Raw genomic sequence first — 7,105 nt, 5'->3', positions numbered from 1 at the left:
TGACGATCGGCCGACCACCGCTTGGGTGGTCGGCCGATCGTAAATACTTGGGGTTCGCGCAACCCGGCTCAGGCGTTGGGACGCTTGCCGTGGTTGGCGCTGTTCTTAGCGCGCGAACGGCGCTTACGACCGCGCTTGCTCATTCCTGCCTCCTGATGTCTGGTGGTTCTTATCCGCCCCGAGGGGCACGGAACTCCGGGTATCTTCGCATACCGCGCCCCGATACTGCCAGCCGAGCAATTCGGCTGCGCCGGTGAGCGCTGACACAACCGACGCCTTGGCGGGGCTTGGCTGCACGCGCCCGCCCGGCCTGCACGAGTCAGCGGCGCTCGAGACTCTCGGCGGCCACAGCCGCCACAGCCACTGACGTGACCGCAGCACCCGCCGTGGTGATGCGCGCGGCCGATAGCTGGCCCAGCACGCGCGCCCGCAGGGAGGCGGGCGCCTGCTCGGCGCAGCGGGAGCGCACCAGCTCACGCAGGTGACGCTCGGCGTCGGCCTGGCGGGAGCAGTGCTCGCAGGAGGCGACGTGCTCTGCCAGCCGTGCCTCCAGATCGCGGTCGCATTCGTGGTCGAGGAACCGCTCCAGGTGAGCGCGTGCCTCGGAGCACGAACAGGGTTCGGTGGGGATCTTCTCACCCATTAGTGCTTCTTCTCCTCGCTGATATAGCCCAGCTGCCTGGCATGATCCGCCAGCAGCTCACGCAGTTGCCGCCGCCCACGGTGCAGGCGCGACATGACAGTGCCGATGGGGGTGCCCATGATGTCGGCGATCTCCTTGTAGGAGAATCCCTCAACGTCGGCGAGGTACACGGCCAGACGCCGGTCCTCGCTGAGCTCTCCCAGTGCCGTCTTGATCTCCTCGTCCGGCAGCTCGTCCAGGGCGAGGTTCTCCGCACTGGGCAGTCCCACAGAGTCGTGGGAGGCTGCCCGATGCAGCTGCCAGTCCTCAACCGAGTCGGCGTCGGACTGCAGTGGCTCGCGCTGTTTCTTGCGGTAGGTGTTGATGAATGTGTTTGTCAGAATCCGGTAGAGCCAGGCCTTGAGGTTGGTCCCGGGCCGGTACTGGTGGAAGGCACCGAAGGCCCGCGCGTAGGTGTCCTGGACCAGGTCCTCGGCGTCAGCCGGGTTGCGCGTCATACGCAGCGCCGCACCGTAAAGCTGATCCAGATACGGCAGGGCATCGGCCTCGAAACGGGCCGCGCGAGCCGCGTCGGACTCGTCGGCCGGAGCACGGTCGAGTTCGTCGGAGCCGGCTTCCGCGGGCGTCTGGGTGATACCACCGGGCGGATCCGCAGGGCTGAGTTTGTCTGAGTCCGTCATCATCGTCCACGAGCCTAGCCCGCCCCCGCCGGAAGTGCTTCGCGACTCCACCCCATGTGCGAGTGGTCTCATAGCGAACACCGCGTCCGGCAGCAGGCCGAGTCCACCACCCGTATCGGTGATGGGCGCAGGCCCCGGGACTGAGCTGGTTGGGGAAACATTCATCAGGCACCCTAACGGTGAGAGACGTCCGCGCATTCCCGGTTACCTCCGCCGGCTACCTCGGCCGGACTACTGGCAACGGGCGGCGCGGTGCGCGAGGATGGGTGACATGGATCTTCTGCGCACCGTTGCCCGCCCGGCTCTTGCCGCCCCCTTCATCGCCGATGGCATTGACGCCCTCGCCCGCCCCAAACGGCATGCGGATAAGTTCGAGCGGGTGCAGCCCTGGTTGGAGAAGGCCGGGGTCCCGCCCGTGCTGCACTCTGACGCCGAGTTACTCACCCGCGTCAGCGGAGCGGTGAGTGTGGCCGCCGGACTCGGGCTGGCCACCGGTCGGGCGCCGCGTACCTGCGCCACGGTGCTGGCCGTCCTCAACGTCCCGCTGGCACTGGTCAATAACCCGGTCTGGGCCGTCGAGAGCCAGGACGAGCGTAAGGAAGCGCTGTCTGGGCTGATGCGCTCCGCCGCCGTCGGCGCAGGGCTGGCCCTGTCCGCGGTTGATCGCGAGGGGCGCCCCTCCCTGGCTTGGCGGTGGAACAATCGCCGTCGGCTCAGGGAAGCGATCGCGGCAGCACAGGCGCAGGTGCGCGCCGAGTACGAGCCGGTGGTCCCGGCGCGAGGCACCGCCGCGTCGCGCTAACCTCGTCGTTGGGACACGCCCGTCGGCCGCCGCCGGCCCCCGGGTCAGGCCCACACACGCCCTCGAGGAACATGAAGGAATACAACCGGTGACCGCCCAGAACGCCTCCAGCGCCCCCGCCGGGACGCCCGACATCATCTACACGCTGACCGACGAGGCGCCCATGTTGGCGACCCGTTCCCTGCTGCCGATCATCAAGGGCTTCACCCGGGCGGCCGACGTGAGTGTGGGCACCGCGGACATCTCCCTGGCGGGCCGCATTCTGGCCGCCTTCGGGCTGGTGGACGACGACCTGGCCCGGCTCGGCGCTCTCACGCAGGACCCCACCGCCACCATCATCAAGCTTCCCAACGTCTCTGCCTCCCTGCCGCAGCTAAAGGCCGCCATCGCCGAGCTGCGCGAGAAGGGCTACGACCTGCCCGACTACCCCGACGAGCCCGCCACCGACACCGAGCGGCAGGTGCGCGAGGCATATGACGCCGTCAAGGGCAGCGCCGTCAACCCGGTGCTGCGCGAGGGCAACTCCGACCGCCGCGCCCCGCAGGCCGTCAAGGCCTACGCGCGCACCCACCCGCACTCCATGGGCGCGTGGAGCCCGGATTCCAAGACGCGCGTGGCCACCATGGACGCCGATGACTTCCGTCACAACGAGCGCTCCGTGGTGGTACCGGAGGCGGGCACCGTCCAGATTCGGCTGGTTCCGGCCGACGGCGGGCAGCCGGTGGTGCTGCGTGAGGCACTGCCGGTGACCGCCGGGGAGGTCTTGGACGCCACCTTCATGTCGGCGCGGGCGCTGGACGAGTTCCTGGCGGGGGCGAACGCAGCGGCGAAGGCCGACGACGTGCTGCTGTCGGTGCACCTGAAGGCCACCATGATGAAGGTCTCCGACCCGCTGATCTTCGGGCACGCGGTGCGCGCCTTCTTCCCCCAGACCTTCAGCACCTACGGCGAGGCGCTGGCCGCCGCCGGACTGCGCGCCGAAGACGGGCTGGCCTCGATCCTGGCGGGGCTGGACGACCTGCCCGAGGGCGAGCAGATCCGGGCGAGCCTGCAGGCGGAACTGGCCTCCGGCCCGCGGCTGAACATGGTGGACTCCACTCGCGGCATCACCAACCTGCACGTGCCCTCCGACGTGATCATCGACGCCTCCATGCCCGCCATGATCCGGGCCGGCGGCAAGTTGTGGGACGCCGACGGCTCCATGGACGACACCCTGGCCGTCATCCCCGACTCCTCCTACGCGGGCGTGTACCAGGCCGTCATCGAGGACTGCAAGGCCAACGGCGCCCTGGACCCGCGCACCATGGGCTCGGTGCCGAACGTGGGGCTGATGGCCCGCAAGGCCGAGGAGTACGGCAGCCACGACAAGACCTTCCTGATCCCCGCCGACGGCACCGTCGAGGTGGTCGTCACCGCCGGAACGGGCAACCCGGCGGGCACCGTGCTGCTGACCCACGACGTCGAGGCCGGGGACATCTGGCGCGCCTGCCAGGCTCAGGACGCGGCCATACGCGACTGGGTGCACCTGGCCGTGGTGCGGGCGCGCGCCACCGGGGCGCCGGCCGTCTTCTGGCTGGACCCCGAGCGTGCCCACGACCGCACCATCGCCGCCCTGGTGGAGCGCTACCTGGCCGACGAGGACACCGCCGGCCTGGATATCCGCATCCTGGACCCGGTGGCAGCCACCCGCCTGTCCCTGGAGCGGGCGCGCCGCGGTGAGGACACGATCTCGGTGACCGGGAACGTGCTGCGCGACTACAACACCGACCTGTTCCCCATCCTGGAGGTGGGTACGAGCGCCAAGATGCTGTCGGTGGTGCCGCTGATGAACGGCGGCGGCCTGTATGAGACAGGCGCCGGCGGCTCCGCACCCAAGCACGTGCGCCAGCTGCTGGAAGAGGACTACCTGCGCTGGGACTCCCTGGGTGAGTTCCTGGCGCTGGCGGAGGCGCTGCGGCACGTGGCACAGGTGAGTGGGAACGCGCGCGCCACGGTGCTGGCCGATGCCCTGGACGAGGCCACCACCACGCTGCTGCAGGAGGAGCGCTCCCCCGCCCGCCGCCTGGGCGGCATCGACAACCGCGGCTCCCACGCCTGGCTGGCCCTGTACTGGGCGCGCGAGCTGGCGGCGCAGACGGCCGACGCCGAACTGGCGACCCGTTTTGCGCCCGTGGCCGAGCAGCTGGGTGCGGTTAACGAGCAGGTGCAGGCCGAGCTGGTGGCGGTGCAGGGGCACCCGGTCGAGCTGGGCGGCTACTACCTGCCCGATCCGGCCCTGGCCGATGCCGCCATGCGCCCGAGCGCGGCCCTGAACGCCATCGTCGACGCGCTGTGACCGAGGTGGCTGCCGTTCCTCCGCCCGCGTCCCGCCCCTGGGCTGCGCCTACCGCCGCCGGCCCGCTGGACGCCGTCGTGGACCTGCCGGGCTCGAAGTCGCTTACGGCCCGGGCGCTGGTGGCGGCGGCAGTGGCGGATGGCCCGACGACGCTGCGCGGCGCCCTGCGCTCGCGCGACACCGAGCTCATGCGTGCCGCCCTGACGGCGCTGGGGGCCCGCTTCGAGGAACTTCCCGATGAGTCCGGCGCCTTGGCCGACGGGGCCCTGCGGGTCACGCCCGCGCCGCGCCCGTTCCCGGCCCGTGCCGGTGCCGACGGCGTGACCCGCATCGACTGCGGCCTGGCCGGGACGGTGATGCGCTTCATCCCACCGCTGGCCGCGCTGGCCGATGCGCCGGTTCTCTTCGACGGCGACGCCGCCGCCCGCCGTCGCCCCCTGGCCCCGCTCCTGGACGCCCTGGAGGATCTTGGTGCGCAGGTCGCCTATCTGGGTGATCCCGGCTTCCTGCCCGTGCGCGTGGGGCCGGGTGACGGGCGCCTGCGGCGCCCCGCCGACCCGGCCCGCCCCAAGGCGCCGCACCGGGTGGGCGTGGACGCCTCCGGTTCCTCCCAGTTCCTGTCCGCGCTGCTGCTGGCCGGGTGCCTGCTTCCCGGCGGGCTGGCCGTCACCCCCACCGGGCCGGTGCCGTCCCTGCCGCATGTGGCCATGACCGTGGAGTTCCTGCGCGGGCGCGGCATCGCCGTGGACGAGCCGGACGCCGACGCGCCCGTTGGCGCGCGCACCTGGACGGTGCACCCGGGCGCGCCCAAGGGCGGCACGGTCTCAATTGAGCCGGACCTGTCCAACGCCGGCCCGTTCCTGGCAGCGGCGCTGGTGGCCGGCGGACGGGTGGGCGTGCACCACTGGCCGGAGCGCACCACCCAGGCAGGGGACGCCTGGCGGTGGCTGCTGCCCGCCCTGGGCGGCGCCGTCGAGGAGGTCCGTGAGGCGGACGGCTCACTCACGCTGACTGCCATCGGCACCGGTGAGCTCGGCGGGATCGATGCCGACCTGTCGGCCGTCGGAGAGCTGACCCCCACGGTGGCCGCGCTGGCGGCCCTGGCCTCGGCGCAGGGGCACGCCTCGCGCCTGCGCGGCATCGGCCACCTGCGCGGGCACGAGACGGACCGCCTGGCGGCGCTGGAGGCTGAGATCAACCGGGTCGGCGGGAGGGCCCGCCAGACCGCTGACGGCTTGGAGGTCGCCTCCCTGCCCGCCGGGCAGCGCCTACACCCGGCCCGGCTGCGCGCCTACGCCGACCACCGGATGGCGACCTTCGCGGCCGTCGTCGGCCTGGGGGTGAGCGGCGTGGAGGTGGACGACATCGCCTGCACCGCCAAGACCCTGCCCGACTTCCCCGGCCTGTGGGCCCGCCTGCTGGACGGGCACTCCCCCACTCACCGAGACCGGTACTTGTTACATGCCGAGACCGGCACAAATGACGTGCCCAAACCGGCAGATATGACGGATGCCGCCGAGGAGGCGCGCTGATGGCCCGCCGTGACATCGGCACCGACGATCCGCGCGTACGGGTGCGCCCCGGCAGGCGCTCACGCCCGCGCACCAAGCAGCGCCCTGCCCACGCCGACGCCGTGCCCGGCATGGTCACCCGCATCGACCGCGGTCACTACCGCATCCGCCTGGAGGACCCCGCTCTCACCGCCGACGGCAGCGGCGACATCACGGCGATGAAGGCCCGCGAGCTGGGACGCGGGAAGGTCGTGGTCGGGGACCGGGTCGCCGTCGTCGGGGACACCTCCGGCCGCAAGGACACCCTCGCCCGCATGGTGCGCGTCGAGGAGCGCCGCACTCTGCTGCGCCGCAGCGCGGAGGACGGGGACACGGCTGGCACGGAGAGGCCGGTGGTGGCCAACGCCGACCTGCTGGTGATCGTCACCGCCCTGGCGGACCCGGAGCCGCGCCCGCGCATGATCGACCGGTATCTGGTGGCCGCCTATGACGCCGGAATGGAACCACTGCTGGTCCTGACCAAGGCGGACCTGGCCGACGCCGATGCGCTGCTGGGGCTGTACGAGCCGCTGGGGGTGCGCTCGGTGGCCACGCGCCTGGACCCCTCCAGCCGGGCCGAGGCCTCCCGCGCCGGTGAGGGCGTCGAGGCGGTCCGTGCACTGATCACCGGCCGCACCTCGGTGTTCGTCGGTCATTCCGGCGTGGGCAAGTCCACGCTCATCAACGCGCTCGTGCCCGGGGCGGAGCGGGTCACCGGGGAGGTGAACGTGGTCACCGGTCGCGGCCGCCACACCTCCACCAACCTGCAGGCGTTGGAGCTACCCGGCGGCGGCTGGGTGATCGACACCCCCGGGGTGCGCTCCTTCGGGGTGGCGCACGTATCCAGCGCGGACGTGCTGCGTGGCTTCCCGGACCTGACCGAGGTCGCAGAGGAGTGCCCGCGCGGTTGCACGCACGAGACCGGCGTGATCGAGTGCGCCCTGGACGACTGGTCCGCCGACTCCGCGCTGGAGCCCGCGGAGCGCGGGCGGCGCCGGGCCCGGGTCGACTCCTTCCGGCGCCTGCTCGCCCCCGCCCTGGAGGCCGAGGACCCGACGACGCCACGCCGACGCTGAAACCCGGACAGGACGGGAT

At 71.9% G+C, this 7,105-nt stretch carries 6 protein-coding genes; 4 read left to right on the top strand and 2 right to left on the bottom strand.

The window, feature by feature from the left end; all coding sequences use genetic code 11:
- Nucleotides 1-319: 319 nt before the first annotated feature.
- Nucleotides 320-643: a mycothiol system anti-sigma-R factor gene (gene rsrA / locus GZ997_RS07235; protein WP_161923825.1), complete on the bottom strand. Its 324-nt coding sequence runs from the start codon at nt 641-643 to the stop codon at nt 320-322.
- Nucleotides 643-1,326, bottom strand: a complete 684-nt coding sequence (locus tag GZ997_RS07230) for a sigma-70 family RNA polymerase sigma factor (protein ID WP_272927767.1) — start codon at nt 1,324-1,326, stop codon at nt 643-645. The genes rsrA and GZ997_RS07230 overlap by 1 nt, the downstream gene beginning before the upstream one ends.
- A gap of 268 nt (nt 1,327-1,594) precedes the next feature.
- On the opposite strand from GZ997_RS07230, the gene GZ997_RS07225 reads away from it, so the two are divergent.
- From GZ997_RS07225 to rsgA, 4 genes are all read left to right on the top strand, one after another.
- The gene (locus GZ997_RS07225) at nt 1,595-2,125 is read left to right on the top strand and encodes a DoxX family protein (RefSeq protein ID WP_161923824.1); all 531 of its coding nucleotides are present in this window, start codon (nt 1,595-1,597) and stop codon (nt 2,123-2,125) included.
- 88 nt (nt 2,126-2,213) lie between these two features.
- Nucleotides 2,214-4,460: an NADP-dependent isocitrate dehydrogenase gene (locus tag GZ997_RS07220; RefSeq protein WP_343212296.1), complete on the top strand. Its 2,247-nt coding sequence runs from the start codon at nt 2,214-2,216 to the stop codon at nt 4,458-4,460.
- Nucleotides 4,457-5,992: a 3-phosphoshikimate 1-carboxyvinyltransferase gene (aroA, locus tag GZ997_RS07215; protein ID WP_162679413.1), complete on the top strand. Its 1,536-nt coding sequence runs from the start codon at nt 4,457-4,459 to the stop codon at nt 5,990-5,992. The genes GZ997_RS07220 and aroA overlap by 4 nt, the downstream gene beginning before the upstream one ends.
- The gene (gene rsgA, locus GZ997_RS07210) at nt 5,992-7,086 is read left to right on the top strand and encodes a ribosome small subunit-dependent GTPase A (protein WP_162679412.1); all 1,095 of its coding nucleotides are present in this window, start codon (nt 5,992-5,994) and stop codon (nt 7,084-7,086) included. Before aroA ends, rsgA begins: the two co-directional genes overlap by 1 nt.
- Nucleotides 7,087-7,105: the final 19 nt, after the last annotated feature.

This window comes from Actinomyces sp. 565, assembly GCF_010365615.1.
In the GTDB taxonomy this organism is placed as follows: domain Bacteria; phylum Actinomycetota; class Actinomycetes; order Actinomycetales; family Actinomycetaceae; genus Actinomyces.
Note: the sequence above shows the minus strand (reverse complement) of the source record. Positions and strands in the feature narration are given on the sequence as shown.